This is a genomic window from Streptomyces spongiicola, from assembly GCF_003122365.1.
In the GTDB taxonomy this organism is placed as follows: domain Bacteria; phylum Actinomycetota; class Actinomycetes; order Streptomycetales; family Streptomycetaceae; genus Streptomyces; species Streptomyces spongiicola.
This window is the reverse complement of the sequence record NZ_CP029254.1, coordinates 6237808-6262937: the sequence shown is the minus strand read 5'-3', so window position 1 is coordinate 6262937 and position 25130 is coordinate 6237808. Positions and strand designations below refer to the sequence as shown.

At 73.0% G+C, this 25130-nt stretch carries 18 protein-coding genes and 2 pseudogenes; 8 read left to right on the top strand and 12 right to left on the bottom strand.

Annotated elements, in window-relative coordinates; all coding sequences use genetic code 11:
- Positions 1–85: 85 nt before the first annotated feature.
- A complete protein-coding gene (locus tag DDQ41_RS27285) occupies positions 86–397 on the bottom strand; it encodes a DUF5955 family protein (protein WP_172607565.1) in 312 nt (103 codons plus the stop codon).
- Between the two features lie 808 nt (positions 398–1205).
- Between DDQ41_RS27285 and DDQ41_RS27280 the strand changes: the two genes are divergently transcribed.
- On the top strand, positions 1206–1817 hold the full coding sequence (locus tag DDQ41_RS27280) for a nucleotidyltransferase family protein (RefSeq protein ID WP_109296848.1): 612 nt from the start codon (positions 1206–1208) through the stop codon (positions 1815–1817).
- A 379-nt stretch (positions 1818–2196) separates the two neighbouring features.
- Positions 2197–3819 (top strand): malate synthase A, encoded by a 1623-nt coding sequence (aceB, locus tag DDQ41_RS27275; RefSeq protein ID WP_109296847.1) that lies wholly within the window; start codon positions 2197–2199, stop codon positions 3817–3819.
- Positions 3820–4018: 199 nt separating this feature from the next.
- Here the strand turns inward: aceB and DDQ41_RS27270 are convergent, their stop codons facing one another.
- The 6 genes and pseudogenes from DDQ41_RS27270 to uraD all read right to left on the bottom strand — a co-directional run bounded on the left by DDQ41_RS27270 (position 4019) and on the right by uraD (position 10957).
- Complete coding sequence (locus DDQ41_RS27270; RefSeq protein ID WP_109296846.1) at positions 4019–6175, bottom strand: hypothetical protein; 2157 nt, start codon at positions 6173–6175, stop codon at positions 4019–4021.
- Positions 6176–6705: 530 nt separating this feature from the next.
- A pseudogene (locus DDQ41_RS33135) lies at positions 6706–6940 on the bottom strand (purine permease); the annotation flags it as partial.
- Positions 6941–7256: 316 nt separating this feature from the next.
- Positions 7257–8675, bottom strand: coding sequence for an 8-oxoguanine deaminase (locus DDQ41_RS27255; RefSeq protein WP_109296843.1), 1419 nt, complete (start codon positions 8673–8675; stop codon positions 7257–7259).
- A 429-nt stretch (positions 8676–9104) separates the two neighbouring features.
- Positions 9105–10052, bottom strand: a complete 948-nt coding sequence (gene pucL, locus DDQ41_RS27250) for a factor-independent urate hydroxylase (RefSeq protein WP_109296842.1) — start codon at positions 10050–10052, stop codon at positions 9105–9107.
- A 6-nt stretch (positions 10053–10058) separates the two neighbouring features.
- Positions 10059–10448 (bottom strand): hydroxyisourate hydrolase, encoded by a 390-nt coding sequence (gene uraH, locus DDQ41_RS27245; RefSeq protein WP_109296841.1) that lies wholly within the window; start codon positions 10446–10448, stop codon positions 10059–10061.
- Positions 10445–10957 (bottom strand): 2-oxo-4-hydroxy-4-carboxy-5-ureidoimidazoline decarboxylase, encoded by a 513-nt coding sequence (gene uraD, locus DDQ41_RS27240; protein ID WP_109296840.1) that lies wholly within the window; start codon positions 10955–10957, stop codon positions 10445–10447. The genes uraH and uraD overlap by 4 nt, the downstream gene beginning before the upstream one ends.
- Positions 10958–11245: 288 nt before the next feature.
- Here uraD and DDQ41_RS27235 point away from each other — a divergent pair, with 288 nt between their 5' ends.
- Positions 11246–11536 carry a hypothetical protein gene (locus tag DDQ41_RS27235; protein ID WP_109296839.1) on the top strand — a complete coding sequence of 97 codons (291 nt, stop codon included), beginning with the start codon at positions 11246–11248 and terminating at the stop codon, positions 11534–11536.
- Between the two features lie 303 nt (positions 11537–11839).
- Here the strand turns inward: DDQ41_RS27235 and DDQ41_RS27230 are convergent, their stop codons facing one another.
- From DDQ41_RS27230 to DDQ41_RS32950, 3 genes and pseudogenes are all read right to left on the bottom strand, one after another.
- Complete coding sequence (locus DDQ41_RS27230; protein WP_262508593.1) at positions 11840–11971, bottom strand: DUF397 domain-containing protein; 132 nt, start codon at positions 11969–11971, stop codon at positions 11840–11842.
- 10 nt (positions 11972–11981) lie between these two features.
- Complete coding sequence (locus DDQ41_RS27225; protein ID WP_245990711.1) at positions 11982–12326, bottom strand: helix-turn-helix domain-containing protein; 345 nt, start codon at positions 12324–12326, stop codon at positions 11982–11984.
- A 200-nt stretch (positions 12327–12526) separates the two neighbouring features.
- A pseudogene (locus tag DDQ41_RS32950) lies at positions 12527–12766 on the bottom strand (hypothetical protein); the annotation flags it as partial.
- A 746-nt stretch (positions 12767–13512) separates the two neighbouring features.
- Here DDQ41_RS32950 and DDQ41_RS27215 point away from each other — a divergent pair.
- The 3 genes from DDQ41_RS27215 to DDQ41_RS27205 all read left to right on the top strand — a co-directional run bounded on the left by DDQ41_RS27215 (position 13513) and on the right by DDQ41_RS27205 (position 17219).
- Positions 13513–14352: a TIM barrel protein gene (locus DDQ41_RS27215; protein ID WP_109296836.1), complete on the top strand. Its 840-nt coding sequence runs from the start codon at positions 13513–13515 to the stop codon at positions 14350–14352.
- A 58-nt stretch (positions 14353–14410) separates the two neighbouring features.
- Entirely contained in the window at positions 14411–15328 is a 918-nt protein-coding gene (locus tag DDQ41_RS27210) for a 2-hydroxy-3-oxopropionate reductase (protein ID WP_109296835.1), read from the top strand.
- Between the two features lie 427 nt (positions 15329–15755).
- A complete protein-coding gene (locus DDQ41_RS27205) occupies positions 15756–17219 on the top strand; it encodes a catalase (RefSeq protein ID WP_109296834.1) in 1464 nt (487 codons plus the stop codon).
- A 760-nt stretch (positions 17220–17979) separates the two neighbouring features.
- On the opposite strand, the gene DDQ41_RS27200 is transcribed toward DDQ41_RS27205, so the two are convergent.
- Both DDQ41_RS27200 and DDQ41_RS27195 read right to left on the bottom strand, forming a co-directional pair.
- The gene (locus DDQ41_RS27200; protein WP_109296833.1) at positions 17980–20259 is read right to left on the bottom strand and encodes a heavy metal translocating P-type ATPase; all 2280 of its coding nucleotides are present in this window, start codon (positions 20257–20259) and stop codon (positions 17980–17982) included.
- A gap of 575 nt (positions 20260–20834) precedes the next feature.
- The gene (locus DDQ41_RS27195) at positions 20835–22328 is read right to left on the bottom strand and encodes an LCP family protein (protein ID WP_394342196.1); all 1494 of its coding nucleotides are present in this window, start codon (positions 22326–22328) and stop codon (positions 20835–20837) included.
- A gap of 516 nt (positions 22329–22844) precedes the next feature.
- Between DDQ41_RS27195 and DDQ41_RS27190 the strand changes: the two genes are divergently transcribed.
- On the top strand, positions 22845–23354 hold the full coding sequence (locus tag DDQ41_RS27190; RefSeq protein ID WP_109296831.1) for a hypothetical protein: 510 nt from the start codon (positions 22845–22847) through the stop codon (positions 23352–23354).
- A 73-nt stretch (positions 23355–23427) separates the two neighbouring features.
- Positions 23428–24882 carry a flotillin family protein gene (locus DDQ41_RS27185; RefSeq protein WP_109296830.1) on the top strand — a complete coding sequence of 485 codons (1455 nt, stop codon included), beginning with the start codon at positions 23428–23430 and terminating at the stop codon, positions 24880–24882.
- Positions 24883–25130: the final 248 nt, after the last annotated feature.

Here is a 25130-nt window from a genome sequence, read left to right as displayed (position 1 = left end):
GCTCTCGGCCGGCGCGGGCCCGGAAGGGGCTGCCGGAAGGGGCTGCCGGGAGGAGGGCCGGGGCGGGCGCCCGGACGGCACCTCCTCAGCCCTGCGGCTCGCCGAACAGCTCCACCGCGTGCCGCACGTTCGCCAGTCCGGCCGCCAGTGCGCTGACCGAGCCCACCGCTCCGGCCATCAGCAGCAGCGACCGGCGGAGCCGCCGAACCTCCGGCACGCCGCTGACCGCCATCGCGTCCATCGCCGCCAGCTCGTCCTCCGCTATCCCGCGGTCGGCGAACTCGGCCGGGTAGCCCGCGAGCTCGCGTCGGAGCCGGGAGACGGACGCACGCAGCTCCGCCACTCTCGGGTCCTCGCCGCTCCGCGTCTCCCGCGTCTGCCCCACGCTCCGCAACAAAGGTCTCCCCCCTCGCACGTCGTTGTGCTGCCCGGTGAACGACACACGGCCGGTGGTCGAACGCCTGGGGTTACGGGTCAGTTAACGCCATTCCGTAGGCGTTCCGCCACTCCGTGGTACGAAATTCAGCTCGACGTGTCTGCCTACGCCGCCTCGTACGGCACGGTGCACGGCCACGGCACCGCGCCGACCTGCCCGGCGGGGTCCGCTGCCCGGGACGGCGGACCCGTCGTGACGGCGGGATCGGCACGGGCCGGGCCGGCGGAGCGGCACGGCTGGGGCCGGCGGGATCAGTAGTCCGGAGGCCGAGCCCCACCCTGTTGGCCTGTAAATCGAAGGCGAACGGGGCTTCTCGACCTTGGACGCGTCTATTTACGAATCAGGCGGAGTCACGGCGCAGTCAGGCGGGGTCAGGCGCAGTCAGGCGGGGTGCCGGCCGCGCGGAGCGCCTCGACCACGGGCGCGAACGCACGGGCGGGCCGGGCAGGACGGGCGGCGGCCGCTTCGCGTGCGGGCGGGGCGGGCGCGAACGCACGGGCGGGACGGGCAGCACAGGCGGGGCGGGAGGGAGGGACAGGGATGGGAGGGGCAGGCGGAACGGGCGCGAACGCGCGCGAACGCACAGGCGGGGCGGGCAGGACGGGCGGCGGCCGCGTCGCGTGCGGCACCGGAAGGCCGCCGACCCGGTCCTCGAACCGCTTCCCGTGCCGGAGCCGGGACACCCGGTGGGGGTACGTCCCGGCACACCGGAGCGGCGCGCGGACGGTTCACCGCGCCGCACCGCCACTCGATGGGGTAAGCAGGGAGCATGGCTCACACTTCAGACAAGCCGCAGGTCGCGGGGCTGGTACTGGCAGCGGGCGGCGGGCGCCGACTGGGCGGCCGCCCGAAGGCGCTGCTCGAGCACCGCGGACGCCCCCTGGTGGAGAACGCGGTACGGGTCCTGCGGGCGGGCGGCTGCCGGTCCGTGCATGTCGTCCTGGGGGCCGCGGCTGACGAGGTGCTGCGGCGGGCCGATCTGGCGGGCTGTGTCGTCTCCGTGAACCCGGACTGGGAGGAGGGCATGGGCTCCTCCCTGCGCGCCGGGCTGGCGTCGCTGGCCACCGCGGGCGGCACCCAGGACGCGGCCCTGGTGTCACTGGTGGACCAGCCCGGCATCGGGGCCGCGGCCGTGGCCAGGATCGTGGCGGCCTGCGACTCGCCGTCCGCGCTGGTGTCGGCGGCGTACGACGGCCGCCGGGGGCATCCCGTGCTGATCGGCGCCCGGCGCTGGGAGGCCGTGGCGGAGAGCGCCTCGGGCGACCGCGGCGCACGGGACTACCTGGCCGAACACGAGAAGGAGATCACGCTCGTCGAGTGCGGGGACGTGGCGGAGGCGTACGACATCGACACACCCGGGGACCTGGCACACCTCGAGTGAGCCGGACGGGCCCATGCTCCGCGACCCGTACCCGTAACCCGTACCCGTAACCCGTACCCGCGCCCGTACCCGCACCCGCACCCGCACCCGCACCCACTCAGAGTCGCGTGGCGTGGCGTGGCGCCGCACCGAGTCGCGTGGCGTCGCGTGATGTGAGGTCGCTGGCACTGAGCGCCACGATATGTCGAGAGGGAGAATCTCGACATCAACAAACCTTGTAGTTCCACCATGCGATAACTAGTATCCACAGATCAGAAGAACCCGACCGACCATCGGCGTCCTCGGCCGCACCCCGGAGGCCTGGCACCGAGTGCCGTTTCACCGTGCGCCGACAGCCGCCCCTACCGCCCGTGCAGCTCGCTGAAGGAAGTGACAGCTCATGTCCGCACCAGCGCCGTCACCGCTGGCCATCGTCGACGCCGAACCACTGCCCCGGCAGGAGGAGGTGCTGACCGACGCCGCACTCGCCTTCGTGGCGGAGCTGCACCGGAGGTTCACCCCCCGACGTGACGAACTCCTGGCCCGGCGCACCGAACGCCGCGCCGAGATCGCCCGTATCGGCACCCTCGACTTCCTCCCGGAGACCTCGCACATCCGCGAGGACGAGGACTGGAGGGTCGGCCCGGCCCCGGCCGCGCTCGACGACCGCCGCGTCGAGATCACCGGCCCGACGGACCGCAAGATGACCGTCAACGCCCTGAACTCCGGCGCGAGGGTCTGGCTCGCCGACTTCGAGGACGCGTCCGCACCCACCTGGGAGAACGTGGTCCTCGGCCAGCTCAACCTCATCGACGCGTATGAGCGCCGCATCGACTTCACGGACCCGCGCACGGGCAAGTCGTACGCGCTGCGGCCCGCGGAGGAACTCGCCACCGTCGTGATGCGGCCCCGTGGCTGGCACCTGGACGAGCGGCATCTGCTGGTCGACGGCCGCCCGGTCCCCGGTGCCCTGGTCGACTTCGGGCTGTACTTCTTCCACAACGCCCAGCGGCTCATCGACCTCGGCAAGGGCCCGTACTTCTACCTCCCGAAGACGGAGTCGCACCTGGAGGCCCGGCTCTGGAACGACGTCTTCGTCTTCGCCCAGGACCACGTCGGCATCCCGCAGGGCACCGTCCGCGCCACCGTCCTGATCGAGACGATCACGGCCGCGTACGAGATGGAGGAGATCCTCTACGAACTCCGCGACCACGCGGCGGGCCTCAACGCCGGCCGCTGGGACTACCTCTTCTCCATCGTCAAGAACTTCCGTGACGGCGGGGCCGAGTTCGTCCTCCCGGACCGCAACGCGGTGACGATGACCGCGCCGTTCATGCGCGCGTACACCGAACTGCTGGTGCGTACGTGCCACCGTCGTGGAGCGCACGCCATCGGCGGCATGGCGGCCTTCATCCCGTCCCGCAGGGACGCCGAGGTCAACAAGGTCGCCTTCGAGAAGGTCAAGGCCGACAAGGACCGCGAGGCCGGGGACGGCTTCGACGGCTCCTGGGTCGCCCATCCCGACCTCGTCCCCGTCGCCATGGCCTCCTTCGACGCGGTGCTGGGCGACAAGCCCCACCAGAAGGACCGCCTGCGCGAGGACGTGCACGTCACGGCCGCCGAACTCATCGACGTCGCATCGCTCGACGCGCACCCCACGTACGAGGGCCTGCGCAACGCCGTGCAGGTCGGCATCCGCTACATCGAGGCCTGGCTGCGGGGTCTCGGCGCCGTCGCGATCTTCAACCTGATGGAGGACGCGGCGACGGCCGAGATCTCCCGCTCCCAGATCTGGCAGTGGATCAACGCGGGCGTCGTCTTCGAGAACGGCGAGACCGCCACTCCCGAGCTGGCCCGCAGGGTCGCCGCCGAGGAACTGGCGGCGATCCGCGAGGAGATCGGCGAGGAGGCGTTCGCCGCGGGCAGGTGGCAGCAGGCACACGACCTGCTGCTGCACGTCTCGCTCGACGCCGACTACGCGGACTTCCTGACCCTGCCCGCGTACGAGCAGCTGGTCGGCTGACCACCGCTCGCCACGGCCCGTCTCCCCGGCACCGCACAGCGCCGGGGCGGCGGACCGTCAGCGCCGACGACGACCACAGCGGGTAGCCGGTGGGCGGCCGCTTCCGGCTCCGCCGCGCATTCGGCCATGTCGTCTGCTGCGGGCACCTGGTCGTTTACTGCGGGCGCCTGGTCGGCTGCTGCGGCACCTGTCGTACCTCTCACCATCCCGAGCCGTGGTGGTGCGCCGCGGACCGTTTCACCGTCGCCTTCGCCGTCTTGAGGGCATGCGCCGACAAGTCCGCCACCCTGCCGTCGGGATGGCGCTCGCGCAGGTCCTCCAGGATGCGGACCGCGGTCGCCGGGTCGGTGTCCGTCAGCGCCGGCAGCAGCGAGGCCGCGCCGCCGGGCCAGCCGGCGGCGGCCTCGTCGAAGGCGTCGATCAGGGCGGTGGGAGCCGGCTCCGGGGCGCGGTCCCGGGCGGCCACGGAGGACTGCATGTCGGCCGCCCAGCAGATGTCGAGTTCCTCCAGCAGGAGCAGGGCGCGGGCGGAGAGGGGCACCAGGTCCAGCTGCGCGGGTTCGCCCCGGGAGTGGAGGAGACGATGCACGTACGCTCCGGTGACGGGATCCTCCAGGGCGGAGCGCAGCGGCCCGACGGGGATGTCCGCGCGGTCCAGACGGGAGAAGAGTTCCGCCGTCAACGTGTGGTAGAAGTCGCCGGACTTGGCCGCGGAGACGGCCTCCAGCAGCTCGCTCCACACCGCGTCGGTGGCGCCCCTGGCCGTCGTCCACCGGGTGAGCGCCGTGGCGGCGACCGCCGTCGGCCAGCACTGGACGGCCCCGACCATCCGTACCGCGTCCCACGAGACGAACTCGTGCTCGTCGGGGGCGGCGACACGGCTCGATGCGAAGACGTGGCGGACGGCGGCGTTGCCGAGCGGGGTGAGCCCGTACGCGTCGCCGGTGCGGAAGACGCAGCCGGTCCCGGTCAGCTCGTCGACGACCGCGGCGAGCGCGTGCGCCGGGCCGTCGACCGCCGACCGGTCCTCCTCGGTGAGGCCGGGGATGCCGAGCACCGCGGACAGTTCGGCGAGCGCGGGCGTCCGGTACTCGGGTGGGGCCGATGCGGGGACGCTCACCGGGGCGTCCTCCAGGTCGCGGGGGACGACCAGATCGGTATGGCCGGACGCCCTGCGGGCCACGGAATCGGGGGTGCCGCCGCGCGCGTACAGCCCGTAGAGCACGTGCGCGGCGTCGAGGCCGTACTCCTCGTCCACGGGGCCGGCCGGGTAGGTGTCCGAGGCGGCGTCCTCCACGGCGGCGGCCAGCACATCGGCGGCGAGCTCGACGAGTTCCTGCGGGGTGCCGTCACTCCAGACGGCCTCGGCGGGCCCGGGGAAGCCGCACAGTGCGGCGAGGCCGCGGACGTCGTCGTTCCCGGCCGCGAGCGCCGCGGGCAGCGGGGCCGCCCACAGCAGCGCCCGGATCCCGTCGGGGCCGGGCAGCGCAGCGGGCGGGGGCAGCGCCGCCGAGGCGCAGCCGTAGTGGTTGAGGTGCTCGTCGAGCAGGCGGTCGGCGAGGAGGAGATGCGGTAGCGCCTCGGGTCCGGGGGCGAGAGCGGCATACGGGCCGGACAGCGCTTCGGCGAGGCCCGCCGCCGTCCAGCGGTCGGACAGGCCCGCCCCCAGCGCGTCCAGCTCGGACGGCAGTGCGTCCTCGGGGCGGTCGGCACCCAGGACGGACGCCGCGGACAGCAGCGGCCCCGCGGGCGAGGGGCCTTCGACGTCGCGGGCGAAGGCCGCCAGCATCGTGTCGGCGAGCCGCGCGCGGGCCGTGAAGGTGGCGGCCGCGAGGTCCGCGCGGTGCAGGGGGCCGGGGAGGCGCGGCCGTTGCGCACGGGGGGTGGCGTCGAACGCGGCGAGCCAGGCGCTCACCGCCCCGGGGTCGTCCACGTCGACACCGTCCGCCCGCATCAGCGACGCGTACCAGCGGGCCCAGGTCAGATGGAAGAGATCGCCGTGGTTGCCCATGAAGACCGGTACGGCCTCCTCCACCGCGGCGAGGACGCGCGCATGGCGCTTGGCGTTCAGCCGGCCCGCCGCGCGCACGCGGTCGGCCAGGGCCGTGAGCACGGACGGGACGGCGGCGGCCTCGTCCGGGCTCGCCCACAGCAGCAGGGGCAGGTCCTCGGCGAGCACCCGGCGCACGAGCCCGGGCGTCGGCTCGGGTACGCCCGCACGGCGGTCCGCGCCGCGCAGTGCCAGCAGGGTCAGCACCGCGTCCGCGGGGCGGGGCGGGAGAACGGTCCGCCGCTCTCTCTGCGCCCAGGCGAGGAATGCGTCGAGGCCGGTGTTCAGGGCAGTGGTACGGGTCACCTGGGGAGCGTATGGGTGTTCACCGGAGCAGCGGGCCCGTTCGAGCGGCCACTCGCCCGATCGGGTGATGGACCACCGGTGGGCCGAGGGGCGGAGCGGGCCGGCGCCGCACAGCCGGCGGGGCTCGTCCCCCGTTCGACGGAGGCAGGACGCCCGGCCGACGGGGCTCGTCCCCCGTCCGGCGGAGACACGATGCGCGGCCGGCGGTCGTGCGGCGGCGGCAGGACGCGCGGCCGGCGGTCGTGCGTCGGCCATCCGCCGTGCCGGGGTCGCCGCCCCTCGGGGCATGGCCGGGTGCCTCAGTGCACCGGCACAGGCACCGGAGCCGGGGCCGGATCCCGCCCCGGCCCGCCCGGTGCCGTCCGGGCGGATCGCGTCCCGGTGCCCGGGTGGGTCAACTACCCGGCCCTGAAGCTTCAGGGCCGGGCTTGGAGGTAGAGCCCAACTGGCTGCTGGGTGATCTCCTCCGTCCAGTACCACTATGCGGGTGCAGGGGCGTGTGACTCCGCCCCGCTTCGCCACAACTGCCGTGCACACCCGACGATCATGCGCGGGGCGACGACCCCGGCGTACATGGCGGTGACGTGCTGGAGGCCGCTGGTGAACGTCCTGAAGGGCGGCGGGGTCTCGTCGACCGGGTGCCCGCGGTCTCCGCCCCCCCGGATGCGCCCGGTCGCCGGGGGATGGGTGCCGCGGGTCGTCGGGCGCGGCGTCTGCGCCTGCGTTTGCGCCTGCGTCATTGCGGAACCTCGGCTTGGCTGCCACGGCGACTCCTCCGGTCGGTTCACACGTCGGCTCCGACGTGGGTGTCAGGGAGTCGGAAGTGGTGCGTGGTGCGGATGCTGCGCGTGGTGCGGGCGTTGTACGCAGTGCGGATCTCGTACGCAGTGCGGATGTCGTACGTTCTGCTGAGATGCGTGCCCCGAGAGAAGCCGTGGGGTCGCCGGCGCGGGGGAGGGTCACCGCCCCGGGAGGCGCGCGACGTGTCGGCGCGCACCTCCCGGTGGCGGCTGCCGTGGACCCCGCTCGGGTCCACGGCCGCCGGCCGAGGGCCGTCCCCCTCGACCGGACTACCGGGGTGTCAGGCCTGCGCGGCGATCCGCGCGAGGCGCTGGGCCTCGCTCCGCGTGGAGCGGGCGATGGCGTCCTCGTCGGCCTTGAGGAGCCGTCCGTCCTCGACGACCGGCTCACCGCCCACGAGGGAGAGCGTGACCGGGGCCGCCGCACCGAGGACGAGGGCGGCCACCGGGTCGGCGATGGATGCGTGGGCGAGGGTGTCCAGCTTCCAGAGCACCAGGTCGGCGAGCTTGCCCGGCTCCAGGGAGCCGATCTGCGAGGCGCGGCCGAGCACCCGGGCGCCGCCGTAGGTACCCAGCCGCAGCGCCTGGCGCGCGGTCAGCGCGGCTTCCCGGTGCGCCGGGTTGAGGCGGTTGACCAGCAGTGCGTTGCGCAGTTCGGTGTGCAGTTCACCGGACTCGTTGGAGGCCGTGCCGTCGACGCCGAGGCCGACCGGGACACCGGCGCTCAGCATGTCGGGAACGCGGGCGATCCCGGCGGCGAGGCGGGCGTTGGACGAGGGGCAGTGGGCGACACCGGTCTTCGTCCGTGCGAACGCCTCGATGTCGGAGTCGTTCATATGGACGCAGTGCGCCATCCAGACGTCTTCGCCGAGCCAGCCGGTGGACTCGAAGTACCGGGTGGGGCCCATGCCGAAGAGTTCATGGCAGAACTTCTCCTCCTCGACGGTCTCGCTGCCGTGGGTGTGGAGGCGCACGCCCCGGCGGCGGGCCAGTTCGGCGCCCTGCCTGAGCAGTTCGGTGGAGACCGAGAAGGGGGAGCAGGGCGCGACGGCGATCTGCGTCATCGCGTCGAAGGAGGCGTCGTGATGCTTGTCGATGGTCTCCTCGGTGGCGGCCAGCGCGCCTTCGAGGGTCTCGACGGCGAAGTCCGGCGGCAGGCCGCCGTCCTTCTCGCTGCGGTCCATCGAGCCGCGGGCCAGGGTGAATCGGACGCCCATCTCGGACGCGGCCCGGATGATGGCGCCGGAGAGGTCGCCGGAGCCCTTCGGGAAGACGTAGTGGTGGTCCATCGCAGTGGTGACTCCGCCGCGCGCCATCATCGCCAGGGAGCCCTGCGCCGCGGAGTACGCCATCTGCTCGTCGATGCGGGCCCAGGTCGGGTAGAGCGCGACCAGCCAGTCGAACAGATTGTGGTCCGTGGCGAGGCCGCGGGTGATCCACTGGTAGAAGTGGTGGTGCGTGTTGACCAGGCCGGGGGTGGCGAGGTGGCCGGAGGCGTCGACGCGACGGACCACGTTCTCCAGGTTCCCGGGCGCCTTGCCGGGGCCGACCGACTCGATGCGGTTGCCGGCGACGACGATGTGCCCGGAGGCGTACTCGGTGTCGCCGGCGTCCACGGTCGCGATCGCGCAGTTCTCGATGACGGTGCGCGGGGCTGCTGCCGATGCTGCCGATGCTGCCGATGCTGCCGATGCTGCCATGGTGCGTCCTTCGTCTCTCAGTGGCGGTACGGGCACGGCATGACCCTGGAGGATTTGAGTGCCACGGCCCGGGGGCCGTGGGTGCCGAGAAGGTGGACGGACGGGGTGGGCGGGACCGCCGCGGGCGTGTCCGCCGCATGTGCACGTGTCAAGGAAACCACCTGTCTGCCTTGTGCCCCCCGTGGCCCCGTGCGTCCTGCGCCAAGTCCGGACCGGGCTGCCGGCGGTCCCTGCGGCGGCCGGCTGCCCGGGGTGGGGGCCGGCGGCCCGGGGTGGGGGCCGGCGGCCACCGCGGCCGGGTGGGCGGCCGGGTGTCGCCCCGAGGACGGTCAGAGGTCGATCAGCAGTCGATCAGAAGTCAATCGAGAGCTGATCGGAGGTTGGCCAGAGACTGGACAGAGATTGGCCCAGAGGCTGGACAGAGGCTGGTCAGAGGTTGGTCAGGTCGGCCGGGATCCGCGCCTCGGCACCGTCCCTCAGGACAGTCGCCTCGATGAGGCCGTACGGCCGGTCGGCGGCGAAGTAGACCTCGTTGTCGTTCTTGAGCCCGAAGGGCTCGAGGTCGACGAGGAAGTGGTGCTTGTTGGGCAGGGAGAAGCGCACCTCGTCGATCTCGGCGCGGTGGTTGATGATCCGCGCACCCATCTGGTAGAGCGTCTGCTGCAACGAGAGGGAGTAGGTCTCGGCGAAGGCCTGGAGCATGTGCTTTCTGGCCTGCTCGTAGGACTTCTCCCAGTTCGGCGCCTTCTGCTCGTCGCCGGTCCAGTTGAACCGCCAGCGGCCGGAGACCTCCGTGGCCAGGATGCGGTCGTACGCCTCCCGCAGGGTGGTGTACCGGTCCTTGACGTAGCCCCAGAACTCGGAGTTGGTCGAGTTCATCACGACCAGGTCCTTCAGGCCGGAGACGACTTCCCACGACTCCCCGTCGTAGGTGATCTGGGTGAGGCGGGTCTCCTGGCCCTTGCGGACGAAGGAGTGCCTGACCTCGTCGGCGCCGATGAACCTGGAGTTGGCGTCGGAGGCGGCGATGCGCTCCCAGGCGTACTCCTCGATGCGGATGCGCGCGCGGTGGATCGGCTCCTGCGAGGTCACGAAGTGGCGGGCGAGGTGGATGCCGAACTGCTCGGCGGACTCGATCCCGTACTCCTTGGCGAACGCGTACACCGTGTTCTTGGTGGTGTCGGTCGGGAGGACGTTGGCGTTCGAACCGGAGTAGTGGACGTCGTCCATGTCGCCGGAGAGCGCGACCGAGACGTTGAGGTCCTTGATGCGGTGGGTGTCGCCGTCCCGCGTGATCCTCACGACGCGGTTCTCGGCCTTGCCGTACTGGTTCTGTCCCAGGAGTACGGGGCGGCCGGGTCGGGATGTGGCTGTCATTGTCTGCTAGCTCCCTCGGTAAACGGAGTAGCCGAACGGGTTGAGCAGCAGCGGTACGTGGAAGTGCTCGCCCGGCACGACGGCGAACGTGATCGCCACCTCCGGGAAGAACGCACCGCTGTCCCGTTTCGCGGGGGCGTCCTGCTGGGCCTCGGCTTGCTTCTTCGCGAAGTACGGCCCGGTCTCGAAGTCGAGCCGTACCTGGGTGGTGCCCTCCGGCAGCGCCGGCAGGTCCCTGCACCGGCCGTCCGCGTCGGTCTCGGATCCGCCGAGTGCCGTCCACCCGCCCCCGGAGCCCTCGCGGGCCGAAAGGGACACGGCGACGCCCTCGGCGGGGCGGCCGGCGCTGGTGTCCAGGATGTGGGTGGACACGGACGCCGTGGTCTCGGTGCTCATGCGCTCTCCTCCTCCAGGAGACGGGTCAGCCGGATCCGGTTGATCTTCCCCAGTTCGGCGCGGACGGTCTCCCGCTCCTGCTCGGGCGAGTGGTCGACCCGCTCCCGGACGGCGTCCCTCATCTGCTCACCGGTGCGGCCGGTGGCACAGATCAGGAACACATGGCCGAACTTCTCCTGGTAGGCCAGGTTGAGTTCGAGCATCTCGGCCCTGAGCCCCTCGGAGGCACCGGCCATCCCGCTCTGCTCGCGGGAGGAGACCGGGTCCCCGGGCCTCGGCCGGCCGATCGGCGGGTGCCCCGCCAGCGCTTCGGCCAGGTCCTCGGCGGTCAGCTCCGCCATGGCGGAGTCGCAGGCGGCGAGGAGGGCCTCGACGGTGGCGTAGGGGCGCCGGGCCAGCAGTGCGCTTCCCCATGCCGTGCTGGCGCACACCTCGTGCAGCACGTACCGGGCCTCGCCGTCCGACGAGGTGTTGAACCGGGTGAGGCCCGGTACGGAAGTCGAAGACACGGGATCCTCCGCGGCTGTTCTGCGTGGTGCGTCGGGCGGGCTGCGGATAGCTAACGCCTTCCCACGACAACACGTCAACAGTTTGTTGAATATTCGTGGGCGGAAGGGCCGCCGTCCCGGTATGCGGACGGCGGGGAGCGGACGGCGGGGAGCGGACGGCGGGGAGCGGACGGCCCTGACCCGGCCGGCCACGCCGAGGGCGGCACGGGCCCTCCATTCCGGATGCGCCGCTCCGCCGGGCGGGTGAACCTGAGGGAAGCCCAGGCATCAGAAACCAGGGAGAACACGATGATCCAGATGTTGCACGAGAAGGGCATGCGCAGCGAGCACGCCTACACCGCGGCGTTCGTGTCCATCGGCCTGTCCATCCTGGCCTGGACCGCATCACACAAGGTCGAGCCGGGCGCGGGCCTCGACCGCGCGGACCGTTGGGGCATCTTCGTCGGCGAATGGGCACCCACGTTCTTCGGCCTCGGCCTCGCCCTCTCCCACTACGAGCAGCAGGACGGCACCCTCGTCGCCGGCGTCCACGACATCCGCAAGGCGCAGTCGTCCACGAAGGAGAAGGAGGCCATGTGACCTGCGAAACGGAGCGCCCACCCCGGTCAGGAACGACACAGGGGCGGGCGCTCCGCTGTGAACGGTGAACGGCAACGGCAACGGCAACGGCAACGGGAAGTCTTGCTGCCGCATGCCGCAGCGGGGCTATACCGCAGCTCGACCGCGACATCGTCGACCGCACCAGACGCGCCTGTCCCGCTACAGAAAGTATCGATCACTGCAGTCCATCAGCGAGCGAGGCTTCACCCCGCCTCTCCCGTTCGGGAGATCTTCAGGAAGCTCTGACCGGGGCCGATGACGGGCATGTGTGGAGCAAAGGCTTCACCACCCCAGCCCGCCCTCGGCCGCGAACTGCACAAAGGCAGACCAGGACGAACGCGGAAAGGCCAGGGTTCTGCCGTCGCGGTCCTTCGTGTCCCGAACCAAGACCGTCGTCGGGTCGTCGTCGGCCACCTCGACGCAGCTACTGCGCGTCTTTGACCTGGGGCTTTGCCGACCGAGCCTCACTTTCCCGGTTCAGGTAGTTGTAGACGGTGAACCGGCTGACCCCGAGCGCATTGGCCACGGTCTCGACTCCGTGCCGCACGGAGAAGGCCCCGCGCGCCTCCAGCGTCCGTACGACCGACTGCTTCGCCCTGCGGTCGAGTGACGCCAGCGGCATGCCGTGACTCCGCTCCATGGCGGCCAGGATGTGGCCCAGCGAGTCCGAGAGTTGCGGCAGCCGCACGGCCAGCACCTCGGCGCCCTCCCAGGACAGTACGACGTCGTCCGACCGGGCCTGGTCGGGGCGGAGGATCTCCGCCCCCATCGCGTCCGCGAGCGGTCTCACGGCGCCGACCAGGGGATGCTCGTCGGGCCGGGTCACCGCTCCCCCTCCTGGCGCTCGCGCCCATGCCCGCGCCCGCGGTCATGCCCGTGCCCGTTCTCGCTCCCGTACGCAGCCGCGCCGCCACCGGCCACGGCCCCGCCGTCCGCCGCGGCTTCGCCGAGGGCCGTCCCGGGGCCGGGTTCCCCGATCACGTTGACCTGCACCGACACCCTGGTGGCGCCCGCACCGAGGGATCGGCGCAGCAGCGAGTCGAGCGCGGTCAGCACGGCCTCCGCGTCGCCCTCGGCGGTGTTGCCGAAGGGGCCCACGTCCACGGCGTCCAGGTCGGCGGCCTGGATGACCTCGCGGGCGACCAGCGCATGGGCCGGGGCCTCGTCGAGGTCGAAGGGTTCTGTCGTGAACTCCACTCGCAATCGCATGACCCCACGTTAAGGCCGCCCGCACGACCGCCCGCCGGAAGGTACCCGAAGGATCCGGTACCCGTGCGCGACGGAACCGCGCGCCTCCCGCGTAGAGCCGGACGACGGGAGCCGCACGCCCCCGGGACGGAGCTGCTGCCCCCGACCCGGGAGCGGAACGCCACCCGGCCGCTCGGGGTCCGGAGGCCGCTCCGTGCGCATCCGCCCGCGCCACCCCGCTCCGCATGCCCGCACACGCCGCCCATATGCGCCCGCGTGCTTCTTCGTACGCGCGCATAAGCCCGCTGCATGCCCTGAGCCATGAGCCATGAACCCCTGGACCATGAGCCCTCCCGAGACGCCCCCGCCGTGCGTGGGGGCGTCGTCGTCGACCTTTCCACGTCGGGTCCGCGCCGCCGGGCCGGGGAGCGGCCCGCACCCCGGCGCGCACCCCGGCGCGTGCCCCGGCCCGTGCCCCGGCCCGTGCCCGGGCCGAATCGCGGCCGAATCGCGATGGGGACGGGGTGGGTGCGCGGTGGGGCGCGACGCGACGCGGTGGGGCGAGGCGGGGTGGGTGCGAGGCGGGGCGAGGCCGGGTCACGGCGGGGCCGCGGTCACATCCCGGCCGGACGGGCTCAGAGCAGGCTCCGGACGGGCCCCGGACTGGGTCCGGATCCCGGCCCGGTCTTGACAGCCCTCCCCCACGACAGGCAATCTTCCGTTAAGCAGAAAGAAGTTTCCGCAATACGGAAGGAGCGCAGCCCCTCATGGGATACGCGGACCAGCGCTTCGATGTGAACCTCTCGATCCTCTTCACGGAACTCCCGCTGCTGGAGCGCCCGGCGGCCGCCGCCGCGGCGGGCTTCACCGCGGTCGAGCTGTGGTGGCCCTGGACCGACACCCCCACGCCGGGGCGGAGCGAGCTGGACGCCCTGCGCAAAGCGCTCCAGGACTCCGGCACCCGGCTGGTGGGCCTGAACTTCTACGCCGGGCGGCTGCCGGGCCCGGACCGCGGCGCCCTCTCCCTGCCCGGCGAGGAGTCGGAGCGCTTCCGCGCCAACGTCGACGTGGCCGCGGACTTCGCCGCCTCGGTCGGCTGCAAGGCCCTCAACGCCCTCTACGGCAACCGTGCCGAGGGCGTGGACCCTGCCGCCCAGGACGAACTCGCCCTGGAGAACCTGGCGGCGGCGGCCCGCGCGGCCGACCGGGTGGGCGCGATCCTGCTGGTCGAGGCCCTGAACAAGCCGGAGTCGCCGCTGTACCCGCTGGTGAGCGCAGCCGCCGCGATCGAGGTCGTGGACAGGGTCAACGCCGCCACGGGCCTCGGCAACGCCAAGTTCCTGCTCGACGTCTACCACCTGTCGATGAACGGCGAGGACGTCGCCGCCGCGATCGACGCCTACGTGGCGAAGACCGGCCATGTGCAGATCGCGGACAGCCCCGGGCGCGGCGCGCCGGGCACCGGTTCCCTGCCGCTCGAGGAACTGCTCGACCGGCTGGGGAAGGCCGGTTACGACGGCTGGGTCGGCCTGGAGTACAAGGCCGGCGACCGTCCGAGCGCGCGGTCCTTCGACTGGCTTCCCCGCAGCGCCCGGCCCGCGCACTGAGGCCGGGCCCGCCGCCCGCCGACACCCTCCGTACCACCGCTTCAAGAGAGGCATCCCGATGAGCACCCTCGCAGACTCCTCCCGCAGCGACCTGCCCGCGATCGCGTGGATCGGCCTCGGCATCATGGGCTCGCCCATGTCCGAGAACCTGATCAAGGCGGGCTACCGGGTGACCGGCCACACCCTGGAGCAGGAGAAGCTGGAGCGCCTCACGGCCGCCGGCGGCACCGCCGCCGCGTCGATCGCCGAGGCCGTCGCGGGCGCGGATGTCGTGATCACCATGGTCCCCGCCTCGCCCCAGGTGGAGGCCGTCGCGTACGGCCCCGGCGGCATCCTGGAGAACGCCAGGCGGGGCGCCCTGCTGATCGACATGTCCTCGATCACCCCGGGGACCTCCGTCGAGCTGGCGAAGGCCGCCGCCGGCAAGGGGATCCGCGTGCTGGACGCCCCCGTCTCCGGCGGCGAGGCCGGCGCTGTCGAGGCGGTACTGTCGATCATGGTCGGCGGCGAGCAGGACGCCTTCGACGAGGCCCTCCCCATCCTGGAGGCCCTGGGCAGGACGATCGTGCTGTGCGGCCCGCACGGCTCCGGCCAGACGGTGAAGGCCGCGAACCAGCTGATCGTCGCCGTCAACATCCAGGCCTGCGCCGAGGCCGTCGTCTTCCTCGAGAAGTCCGGTGTGGACCTGCGGGCGGCCCTGGACGTCCTCAACGGCGGGCTGGCCGGCTCCACCGTCCTGAGCCGCAAGAAGGACAACTTCCTCGACCGGGACTTCAGGCCGGGTTTCCGGATCGACCTCCACCACAAGGACATGGGCATCGTCACCGACGCCGCCCGCAGCGTCGGCGCCGCCCTGCCGGTCGGGGCCGTCGTCGCCCAGCTGGTGTCCTCCCTGCGTGCGCAGGGCGACGGGGGCCTGGACCACTCGGCACTGCTCCGCGCGGTCGAGCGCCTGTCCGGCTCGCCGGCCGCCTGACCCGGTTCCGCCGCCCGTCCGGCGGGCCGGGCCGGCCGGGCCGGCCGGGCCGGCCCCATCGGGGCCGCACCGGGGCCCCACCGGACTCGCGGGGCCCGGCGGCCCGCCCACCCCCAACGGCACCCGCGCCCCCACCCGCACCCGAGCGGGTTTCCGCAGCGGGCACCCGCAGGCGTCCGCCGCGGATACCGCGGCGGACGACCGCTCCGCCATACCCGGACCAGGGGCAGCAGGTCCCGTCCCGGGTCGCCATCGGCCCCTCGCACGTCCGGGCCGCGGCTGCGCCGACACCTGTCCTGTCGCGCCCAGGCGCGGCCGCGGCCCGGATCCACACCCAGACTTCAACAAACTGTTGACGTTTTCTCGGGCGCGTACCTACGCTCCTGACACCTCAGCAGCTCCCGCACGGAAGGCCGCCCTCCCACCCATGACGCAGCGCGTGCTTACAACCGAGTCCGGCGCCCCGGTCGCCGACAACCAGAACTCCGCCACCGCCGGCGTCGGCGGCCCGCTCCTGCTCCAGGACCAGCACCTGCTGGAGAAGCTCGCCCGCTTCAACCGCGAGCGCATCCCGGAGCGGGTCGTCCACGCGCGCGGCTCCGGCGCGTACGGCTACTTCGAGGTGACCGACGACGTCACGGGCTTCACCCGGGCCGCCTTCCTGGACACGGTGGGCAAGCGCACCGAGGTGTTCCTGCGCTTCTCCACCGTCGCGGACTCGCTCGGCGGCGCGGACGCCGTCCGCGACCCGCGGGGCTTCGCGGTGAAGTTCTACACCGAGGAGGGCAACTACGACCTCGTCGGCAACAACACCCCGGTGTTCTTCGTCAAGGACCCGGTCAAGTTCCCCGACTTCATCCACTCCCAGAAGCGCGACCCGTTCACCGGCAGGCAGGAGCCCGACAACGTCTGGGACTTCTGGGCCCACGCGCCGGAGGCCACACACCAGATCACCTGGCTGATGGGCGACCGGGGCATCCCGGCCTCGTACCGCCACATGAACGGCTACGGGTCCCACACCTACCAGTGGACGAACGCCGAGGGCGAGGCCTTCTTCGTCAAGTACCACTTCAAGACCAACCAGGGCATCCGCTGCATGAGCAGCGAACAGGCCGCGGAGGTCGCGGGCAGCGAACCCGACTCGCACCAGACGGACCTGTTGCAGGCCATCGAGCGGGGCGTCAACCCGTCCTGGACGCTGTACGTGCAGATCATGCCCGCGGCCGAGGCGGCGGACTACCGCTTCAACCCGTTCGACCTCACCAAGGTGTGGCCGCACGCCGACCACCCGCTCCAGCGCGTCGGGCGGCTGGTCCTCGACCGCAACCCCGACAACGTCTTCGCCGAGGTCGAGCAGGCGGCGTTCTCGCCGAACAACTTCGTGCCGGGCATCGGGCCCTCGCCGGACAAGATGCTCCAGGGCCGTCTGTTCGCCTACGCGGACGCCCACCGGTACCGTCTCGGCGTCAACCACACCCAGCTCGCGGTGAACGCGCCGAAGGCCGTTCCCGGCGGCGCCGACAACCACGGCCGCGACGGCCTCATGGCCACCCGCAACGGCTCCCGCCACGACAAGAACTACGAGCCGAACTCGTACGCGGGCCCCGTGCAGACGGATGCGGCCCTGTCCGCACCGCTGGCCCTGTACGGCCACACCGGCACGCACCCCGCACCGCCGCACACCAAGGACGACGACTTCCACCAGGCCGGTGAGCTCTACCGCCTGATGTCCGACGAGGAGAAGTCGCGCCTGGTCGCGAACATCGCCGGCGGACTGGCCCAGGTCTCCCGCGACGACGTGGTCGACAGGAACCTCGCCCACTTCCACGCCGCCGACCCGGACTACGGCAAGCGCGTGGAGGAGGCGGTGCGCGCCCTGCGGGAGGACTGAGCCCCGCCTCCCCCGCTCCCCGTTCGCCGGCTGCTCCCAGCGCGGGCCGCTCCGGCCCGGCCACCCCGGACCGAGCCGAACGCCGGACCGAGCCGAACGCCGAACCGCACGGGACGCCGAACCGCACCGAACACGCGGTCCGTCCCGTTCGTGGGCCCCGGCCCGGGAGCACCCAGGGGGACCGAGACCGCGTACGCGCGCAGACTGGGAGGTCCAGCCCGCGTACGCCGTCCGAACCGCCGGCCCGGATGAGGGGTGGCCGGCGGGGAGGACACGGCGCCGGCCGTGCGGCCGGCGCACGCCCGAGGACCGCGGCGGTGTGCGAGCCAGTGCGGTGGTACAGGCCGACCGGCCCCCTCCGGACCTGAGGGAGGGGCTGCCGGAGAGCCCATCGCCCCGCCGCGGTCCCGGCGGAAGCCGACCGGATCTGACCGGAACCAACCAGACCTGACCGGAACCAACCGGAACCGACCAGATCAGACCGGAACCGGTGGATGCAACCGGTTCCGGTCTGGTACGGCCGGACCTTGTCTGATACGACCGGACTCAACCGGATACAGCCGGATACGACCGGAACCGACCGGATGCGGCGAGCCCGGATGGATGCCGCCGAACCCTGATGGATCGCAGGCGAACCGGAAGGCGTTCAACGGTGCCTTCCGGCGCATGGGCGCCGGGGACACGGCCCGGGCCCGGAGAGGTCCCCCGGCAGGGGGTTCGGCGCCGCCTTCGCGCCCTGCGGCACCTCCCCCGCGCGGTCTCAGCCCGCCGGGCGGAAGCGCCTCAGGCGCAGGCTGTTGCCGACGACGAAGACGGAGGAGAACGCCATGGCCGCGCCCGCGATCATCGGGTTCAGCAGTCCCGCCGCGGCGAGCGGAAGAGCGGCGACGTTGTAGGCGAAGGCCCAGAAGAGGTTGCCCTTGATCGTGCCGAGCGTCCTGCGCGACAGCCGGATCGCGTCCGCCGCCACCGTCAGGTCCCCGCGCACCAGGGTCAGGTCTCCGGCCTCGATCGCGGCGTCGGTTCCGGTGCCCATGGCCAGGCCCAGATCGGCCTGGGCCAGCGCGGCCGCGTCGTTGACGCCGTCACCGACCATCGCCACCGTCCGGCCCTCCTCCTGCAACCGCCGCACCACGTCGACCTTGTCCTCGGGCATGACCCCGGCGATGACGCGGTCTATCCCGACCTCCGCCGCGACCGCCTCGGCCACGGCCTTGTTGTCGCCGGTGAGCAGGATCGGTGTCAGTCCGAGGGCGCGCAGCCGCCGTACCGCCTCGGGGCTCGTGGGCTTGACCGCGTCGGCGACCTCCAGGACGGCCCGCGCCCGCCCGTCCCACGCCACCGTGATCGCGGTCCGGCCGGCCGCCTCCGCCCGTGCCGCGGCCTGCTCGAGTTCGGCCGGGAGCGTGACGCCCCCGTCGGTGAGCAGCCGCTCGCGGCCGACGAGGACGGTATGGCCGGCGACGACGCCCCGCACCCCGAGACCGGGGACGTTCGCGAAGTCGTCGGGCGCGGGGAGCTTGCCGGCCCGCTCGGCCGCTCCGCTCGCCACGGCGCGGGCGAGGGGGTGCTCGGAGGCGCTCTCCAGGGCCCCGGCCAGCCGCAGCGTCTCGGTCTCGCCGGTGCCTTCGGCCGTGTGGATCCCCAGGAGGGTCATCTTCCCGGTGGTCACCGTGCCGGTCTTGTCGAGGACGATCGTGTCGGCCCTGCGGGTGTTCTCCAGGACCTCGGGCCCCTTGATCAGGATGCCGAGTTGGGCGCCGCGCCCCGTACCCACCATGAGCGCGGTGGGGGTGGCCAGTCCGAGGGCGCAGGGGCAGGCGATGATCAGGACCGCGACGGCGGCCGTGAAGGCGGCGGTCCAGCCCGCCCCGCTGCCGAGCCAGAACCCGAGCGTGCCGAGTGCCAGGACGATGACGGCGGGCACGAAGACGGCGGCGATCCGGTCCGCCAGCCGCTGCACCGCGGCCTTGCCGTTCTGTGCGTCCTCTACCAGCTTCGCCATGCGCGCCAGCTGGGTGTCCCCGCCGACCCGGCGGGCCTCGACGACGAGCCGTCCGCCGGCGTTGAGCGTGGCTCCGGTGACGGCGTCCCCGGCGGACACCTCCACGGGCACGGATTCACCGGTGAGCATGGACACATCCACCGCGGAGGAGCCTTCGACGACGATGCCGTCGGTGGCGATCTTCTCACCGGGGCGCACCAGGAAGCGGTCGCCCACGGCCAGTTCCGCGACGGGCACCAGTCGCTCCCCTCCGGCGCGCAGCACGGTCACGTCCTTGGCACCGAGTTCCATGAGGGTCTTGAGCGCGGCACCGGCCCTGCGCTTGGAGCGGGCCTCGAAGTAGCGGCCCGCCAGGATGAACGCCGTCACCCCTGCCGCGACCTCGAGGTAGATGTTCCCCGCTCCGTCGGTGCGGGTGATGGTCAGCTCGAAGCCGTGGGTCATGCCCGGCTCCCCTGCGGAGCCCAGGAACAGGGCCCAGAGCGACCAGAGGAACGCCGCCGAGACGCCGGCCGACACCAGGGTGTCCATGGTGGCGGCGCCGTGCCTGGCGTTGGTGAAAGCCGCCCGGTGGAACGGCCAGGCCGCGTACGTCACCACCGGCGCGGCCAGCGTCAGCGAGAGCCACTGCCAGTACTCGAACTGCAGGGCCGGGACCATCGCCATGGCGACGACGGGCACCGACAGCACCAGGGCGGTGACCAGTCGCCGGCGCAGCGCCCGCAGCCCTCCCTCGGGACCGCTCCCGCTCCCGCCGCCGTCGTCGCCGCCGTCGCCGTCCGGTTCGGTCCGGGTACGGGGCGGCGCGGGTTCGGCCGCGGTGTAGCCGGTCGCCTCGACGGTGGCGATGAGGTCGCGGACGGAGACGTCCTCGCCGGGGTAGGAGATCCTCGCCTTCTCGGTGGCGTAGTTCACCGTGGCCACCACCCCGTCCATGCGGTTGAGCTTCCGCTCGACACGGGCGGCGCACGAGGCACAGGTCATCCCGCCGATCGAGAGTTCGACCTCGGCGGTGCCGTTGACCGTGGCAGTCATCCCTGCTCCTGAGTTCGTCGACGTGCGGTGCCGGATGCCGGCGGGCTCCCCCGGTCCGGCGCCCGGGCCTACTCCTCGAGTGTATACCCCCTGGGGGTAAGCAGCCGGTGCGGCTGTTCCGAGGGGGCGCAGCCGCCATTTCGCCACCGCGCCGCCGGCCTCCCCCTGGGCGGGCCGTTCCGAGGAGGGCGCAGCCGCCCACCCGGTCCGGCCGGTCCGGCTGCCGCGGCGGGCACCGCAGCCCGCGACAGCGCACCGCGCGACAAAGCACGACGGGAGAAGGCACCGCGCGACAAAGCACCGCGGCCGGTGCCTCCGGCGGCACCCACCGTCGCCGACGCGGCACCGGGAGGCCCGGGACGGGACGGGACGGCACGGCACGGCACGGCACGGGGCGGAACGGGGCGGCACGGAGCGGCACGGAGCGGGACCGGACGGCACGGAGCGGCACGGAGCGGGACCGGACGGCACGGGGCGGAACGAAGCGGGACCGGACGGCACGGGGCGGAACGGAGCGGGAGGGGACGCGACAGGACGAGACGGGTTCAGCGGGCCCCGGGCGGGCGCACCACGGCTCACCGTGTGCCGCCGAAGTCCTCCCCCACGGTCAGGGTGACCAGGCCCTCCGGCGCGTCGGCGCTCTCGGTGACGGTGCTCCCGGGCAGCCGGGAGGCGAGGGCCCGGGCCTGCCGGGCGAGCCCGGCCGGGTGGACGACCGACGTCGCCGCCCCAGCATCAGCCCCAGCGACCGTCCCCGCGCCCGTCCCCGCCTCGTCGGCGCTGCCGGTACCGGCGACGGTGAATCCGTATCCGCGCAGCGACCCGGCGACCTCTTCGGCCAGGCCCGGCGTGCCGGTGCCGTCGAGCACCCGTACCCGCACGGTGCCCGCGTACAGGGGGTTGCGGCCGGCGGCGGCGACGGCCTCCGCTCGGACCTCCCGGTCCCGGGTGAGCGACAGGAACAGCTCGGCGGCCTCCGGGTACTGCCAGACCACGTTCGCCGTGTCGGACGGCACGTCCATGCCGCGGGGGTAGTTGGGCACGGTCACGAACGCCAGCCGGTCGGACGGGATCGCCCTGAGCCGGGACACGAGACCGTACAGGGGCCGGATCCCGGCGAGCGCCTCGTCCGTGGTGAGGGATCCGGTGGCGGACTCCAGCAGTCCGTACAGCGCGCCGGGGCTGGTCAGCTTCTCCTTGGCCCGGGCGGCGAGAGCGCGCATGAACTCCTGCTGCCGGCCGACGCGGCCGAGGTCGGAACCGTCGCCGACCCCGTAGCGGGCGCGCACGTAGCCCAGGGCGTCCTCGCCCCGCACGGTCTGGCACCCGGCGGGGATGTCGAGGCGCGCCTTCTGGTCGCGGATGGCGGCCGTGGGGCACACCCGCACCCCGTCGAGTGCGTCGACCATGCCCTTGAAGCCCTGGAAGTCGACCGACATGAAGTGGTCGATGCGCAGCCCGGTGTTCCGCTCGACCGCCTTGACCGCGCAGGCGGCGGCCCTCGACACCTCACCGCCGGCACCGCCGATCGCGAACGCTTCGTTGATCTTGGCGTGGTGGGGACCCGAGGTGGTGCCGTCGCCGCGGTCGCACGCGGGCACCTCGACCCACGAGTCCCGGGGGAAGGAGACCACGGTCGCCCACTCCCGGTTCGCGGCGAGGTGGAGGACCAGCAGAGTGTCGGAGTGCATGGTGGTGTGGCCCCTGCCGTAACCGGCGTCGGCCCCGGCCCGGGAGTCGGATCCCACCACGAGGATGTTCTTCGAGCCGGGGCTCGTCCTGGGAGGCCGCTCGTCGCCGATCTTCGCGTCCACGTCCGCGGAGTGGAGGTTCCCCTCCAGGTCCCGGTAGGCCCAGACCCCCGCGGCGGTGATCACGGCCAGGAGCGCCGCGAGCGCCGACACGGCCCCCGGCACCCTCCGGCCGCTCCGGGGCGGCCGCTCGGGGCTTCCGGTACCCCCTCGCTCGTGGCCTCCGGTACCGCCTCGCTCCGGGCTTCCGCTACCGCCGCGGGCAGGGCCCGCCACCGGGGTCCGCCGGCCCGCCACCGGGGTCCGCCGGCCCGTCATCGGGGTCCGCCGGTCCGCCGCCGAGCCCGGCCGGGTCCCCGCCGGGCGCTGCCGCTTCTTCGCCGGGTGCCGCCCGGGCGCATCACTCACGTCGAGGTTCCTCCACTGCCCGGGTGGGTCGGCGCCCGCCCGCCGTCGGCGATCGCTCTCGGCGGGACGGCAAGGTCCCAGCACTCTACTTCCGGGTCGGAGCCATCGAGCCGCGGCGACACCCGGGCCTCGCGTGCCGGGATGGAGCCCGGATCCCGCCGTCTGCCGCCCCCTGCGCCGCCCGCCGCGCGGTTCACCCCCGGCCTCCGCCGCACGCCTGTGACCTGCGCGGGACCGGCGGCGCTACGGGTCGGTGCTCCTGCCGCGCCCCCGCCCGGGGGCGGCCCGGCAGGCCGGGCTCGGCAGCGGGGCGGCGCTGGCATCAAGGAGTCGTCAAGATTGCCGCAACACGGCAATGACAGACGCACCGCGTGAAGGGGACCATAGGGCCCTCGGGGTGATTCGGAGCTCAGGGGGCGTGCTGGTATGGGTCTGTTTCTCGGTCTCGGCATCGCGGGCATCGTCCTGCTGGCGCTGTCGCTGGTCTTCGACGGGGTACTGGAAGGCGTCCTCGACGGCGTGCTGGACGGCCTGTTCGACGGCTGGCTGTCACTTCCGGTGATCGCGGGGTTCGTCTCGATGCTGGGCTTCACCGGCGCGATCGTGCTGGGGACGACGGGCCTGGGAACGACCGCCGCGACGGTGGCGGGCGTACTCGCCGGCCTGCTCGCCGCCCGGCTGACCTGGTCGCTGAGCCGCAGCCTGCTGCGGGACCGGACCGCGGCCGCCCCGCGGCAGGGAGACCTCCTCGGTACCGGAGGGTCCGTGGTGACGGCCATCCCGGCCGACGGCTACGGCGAAGTGATGCTGCGGGTGGGCGGCCAGCCCGTGAAGTTCGCCGCCAAGTCCGCCACGCCCGTCGAGCGGGGCGCGGAGATCTGGGTGGAGGCCGCCCTGTCGGCCACCTCCGTCCTCGTCCGCCCCGTCGAGCGCTGAAACGATTCACCTCGGCGCCGTTCCATTTCGATCCACTTGATCTGCCGCCCCCAGGGAGGCAGGGGGGAGCACCATGAACCCAGTTGTCATCGCCGTGGTGGGAGTCGTCGTACTCCTCGTCCTGCTGGCCCTCGTCGTCGTCACGCGATACAAGGTCGCAGGCCCCAGTGAGGCGTTCATCATCACCGGCCGGCGCGGAAAGAAGGCGACCGACCCCGAAACCGGGCGGATCTTCACCGACAACAGCGGCCAGAAGGTCGTCGTCGGCGGCGGCGTGTTCGTCGTGCCGTTCGTACAGCAGAGGTTCACGCTGGACCTCTCCAGCCGGCACATCCCCGTCGCCGTGCGGGGAGCGGTCACGCTGCGCGGCATCAAGGCCCACCTCGAGGGCGTCGCGATCGTCAAGGTGGGCGGGACCGAGGACTCGATCCGGGCCGCCGCCCAGCGCTTCCTCGTCCAGCAGGACGGGATCGTCGGCTTCACCCAGGAGGTGCTCTCCGGCGCGCTGCGCTCCATCGTCGGACGGATGTCGGTCGAGGACATCATCCGGGACCGGGCCGCCTTCGCCGGCCAGGTCGCCGAGGAGGCCGAGGCCAGCCTCTCCGGACAGGGCCTCGTGCTGGACGCCTTCCAGATCCAGGACATCACCACCGAGGGTTCCTACCTCGAGGACCTGGGGCGACCGGAGGCGGCACGGGCGAAGCAGGAGGCGGACATCGCGGAGGCGGTGGCCAGACGGGCCTCGGAGCAGGCGCGGCTGAAGGCCGAGGAGGAGATCGCCGTCGCGCAGCGGACGTTCGCCCTCAAGCAGGCCGAGATCAAGGCGGAGACGGACGAGGCCGCAGCAAGGGCCGCCGCCGCGGGGCCGCTCGCCGAGGCCGACCGGCAGCAGGAGATCCTCAGCCAGCAGGAGAAGGTCGCGGAGCGCCGGGCGGCCCTCACGGACAGGGAACTCGACACCCAGGTCCGCAAGCCCGCCGACGCGGCCCGCTACCAGGCCGAGCAGGAGGCCGAGGCACGCCGCGTCGCGCTGGTGAAGCAGGCCGAGGCCGACGCCCAGCGGGCCCGCCTGACCGGTGAGGGCGAGAAGGCGCACCGTGCGGCGCTCGCCGACGCGGTCCGCATCGAGGGCGAGGCGGACGCCGCCGCCATCGCCGCCAAGGGAGCGGCCGAGGCCGACGCCATGCACAAGAAGGCGGACGCCTTCGAGCGGTACGGCGACGCGGCGGTCCTGCAGATGCTGGTCGAGGTACTGCCGCAGGTGGTCGGCAAGGCCGCCGAGCCGCTCAGCGCGATCGACAAGATGACCGTCATCTCCACCGACGGTGCCGGAAAGCTGCCGCGGGCCGTCGCGGACAACGTCGCCCAGGGACTGGAGCTGCTGGGTTCCACGACGGGTGTCGACCTCGCCGAGGTACTGCGGGGCATCACGCAGAAGGGCACCACCCACAGGGGCTCCGCCCAGAAGGGCACCGGGCCGGAGTCCGGCAGCACCGCGGAGAACGGGGCGGTCGAGATCACCGGCTGAGGGCTCGCGGGGCTCACTCAACACGGGGGCCGGGGGAAGGGGGCCGGAGGAAGGGGGCCCTGGGAGTACCGGCAGGACCGGCGCAGGGCCGGGGAGCACCACGCTCTCCGGCCCTGCCTGTCGGCGGTCCCGGTCACGCCGGTACGGGTCCACCGAGCCCACCAGGTCCACCAGGTCTACCAGGTCCATCAGGTCCACCAGGTCCACCAGGTCCACCAGGTCCACCGGTACGGGGCGCGTCACCCGCC

What these genes read in the sequence shown, in the direction of transcription:
- DDQ41_RS27280 (WP_109296848.1), top strand. Translation starts at nt 1,206, where the DNA reads ATGGCTCACACTTCAGACAAGCCGCAGGTCGCGGGGCTGGTACTGGCA.
- aceB (WP_109296847.1), top strand. Translation starts at nt 2,197, where the DNA reads ATGTCCGCACCAGCGCCGTCACCGCTGGCCATCGTCGACGCCGAACCA.
- DDQ41_RS27255 (WP_109296843.1), bottom strand. Translation starts at nt 8,675, where the DNA reads ATGGCAGCATCGGCAGCATCGGCAGCATCGGCAGCATCGGCAGCAGCC.
- pucL (WP_109296842.1), bottom strand. Translation starts at nt 10,052, where the DNA reads ATGACAGCCACATCCCGACCCGGCCGCCCCGTACTCCTGGGACAGAAC.
- uraH (WP_109296841.1), bottom strand. Translation starts at nt 10,448, where the DNA reads ATGAGCACCGAGACCACGGCGTCCGTGTCCACCCACATCCTGGACACC.
- DDQ41_RS27235 (WP_109296839.1), top strand. Translation starts at nt 11,246, where the DNA reads ATGATCCAGATGTTGCACGAGAAGGGCATGCGCAGCGAGCACGCCTAC.
- DDQ41_RS27225 (WP_245990711.1), bottom strand. Translation starts at nt 12,326, where the DNA reads ATGGGGGCGGAGATCCTCCGCCCCGACCAGGCCCGGTCGGACGACGTC.
- DDQ41_RS27215 (WP_109296836.1), top strand. Translation starts at nt 13,513, where the DNA reads ATGGGATACGCGGACCAGCGCTTCGATGTGAACCTCTCGATCCTCTTC.
- DDQ41_RS27210 (WP_109296835.1), top strand. Translation starts at nt 14,411, where the DNA reads ATGAGCACCCTCGCAGACTCCTCCCGCAGCGACCTGCCCGCGATCGCG.
- DDQ41_RS27205 (WP_109296834.1), top strand. Translation starts at nt 15,756, where the DNA reads ATGACGCAGCGCGTGCTTACAACCGAGTCCGGCGCCCCGGTCGCCGAC.
- DDQ41_RS27200 (WP_109296833.1), bottom strand. Translation starts at nt 20,259, where the DNA reads ATGACTGCCACGGTCAACGGCACCGCCGAGGTCGAACTCTCGATCGGC.
- DDQ41_RS27195 (WP_394342196.1), bottom strand. Translation starts at nt 22,328, where the DNA reads ATGACGGGCCGGCGGACCCCGGTGGCGGGCCGGCGGACCCCGGTGGCG.
- DDQ41_RS27190 (WP_109296831.1), top strand. Translation starts at nt 22,845, where the DNA reads ATGGGTCTGTTTCTCGGTCTCGGCATCGCGGGCATCGTCCTGCTGGCG.
- DDQ41_RS27185 (WP_109296830.1), top strand. Translation starts at nt 23,428, where the DNA reads ATGAACCCAGTTGTCATCGCCGTGGTGGGAGTCGTCGTACTCCTCGTC.